2 protein-coding genes are annotated in these 557 nt (G+C 73.4%); both read left to right on the forward strand.

The window, feature by feature from the left end; genetic code table 11:
* Positions 1 to 190 (forward strand): hypothetical protein (locus ASF38_RS18050; RefSeq protein WP_162237336.1); only part of this gene is annotated, 190 nt, incomplete at its 5' end.
* A gap of 144 nt (positions 191 to 334) precedes the next feature.
* A partial coding sequence (locus ASF38_RS18055) for a fibrinogen-like YCDxxxxGGGW domain-containing protein (protein ID WP_162237337.1) occupies positions 335 to 557 on the forward strand: 223 nt, incomplete at its 3' end.

Consider the following 557-nt stretch of genomic DNA (forward strand, 5'->3'; position numbering starts at 1 on the left):
CGTGTCGTGGAAGGCCGGCTCGACGAGCGGGGTCACCTACGAGGTGCTGCGCAACGACCGGGTGGTCGCCACGACCAGCTCCACGACGGTCTCGGTGCCGGACTCCACGTCGACCGACCGGTTCTTCGTGCGGGCCGCCGACGGTCAGGGCAGCTGGTCGGCCTCCACCGCCCTCGCTCGCGCCTCCTGAGCGGGTCGACCTGGGACGTGTGACCCGACCCACCCGAACTCCGGCAGGGCAGTCGCGTCATGGATGCGGGCCGCGGTGCTCCTCCACTCCGTGGGCCGTCGGGGGAACGACCGGCTCGCGCCCCGAACCGATCAAGGATCCTCCGTGCGTACCAAGACCAGCCTCGCCGCGCTCGCGGCCGCCTTCGCCGTCGTCGTCACCGGGTTGACCGGCGTCGTGCCCGCCGCCCAGGCGGCCACGGTGGTCCCCGACGGCTCGACCCAGGCGGCGGCGGCCGCCTCGTGCTGGGAGGTCAAGCAGGTCAAGCCCTCGGCGACCGACGGCGTCTACTGGCTGCTGACCCCGCAGCTGCGGACGCCCACGCAGT

The organism is Aeromicrobium sp. Leaf272 (assembly GCF_001422865.1).
Classification (GTDB): domain Bacteria; phylum Actinomycetota; class Actinomycetes; order Propionibacteriales; family Nocardioidaceae; genus Aeromicrobium.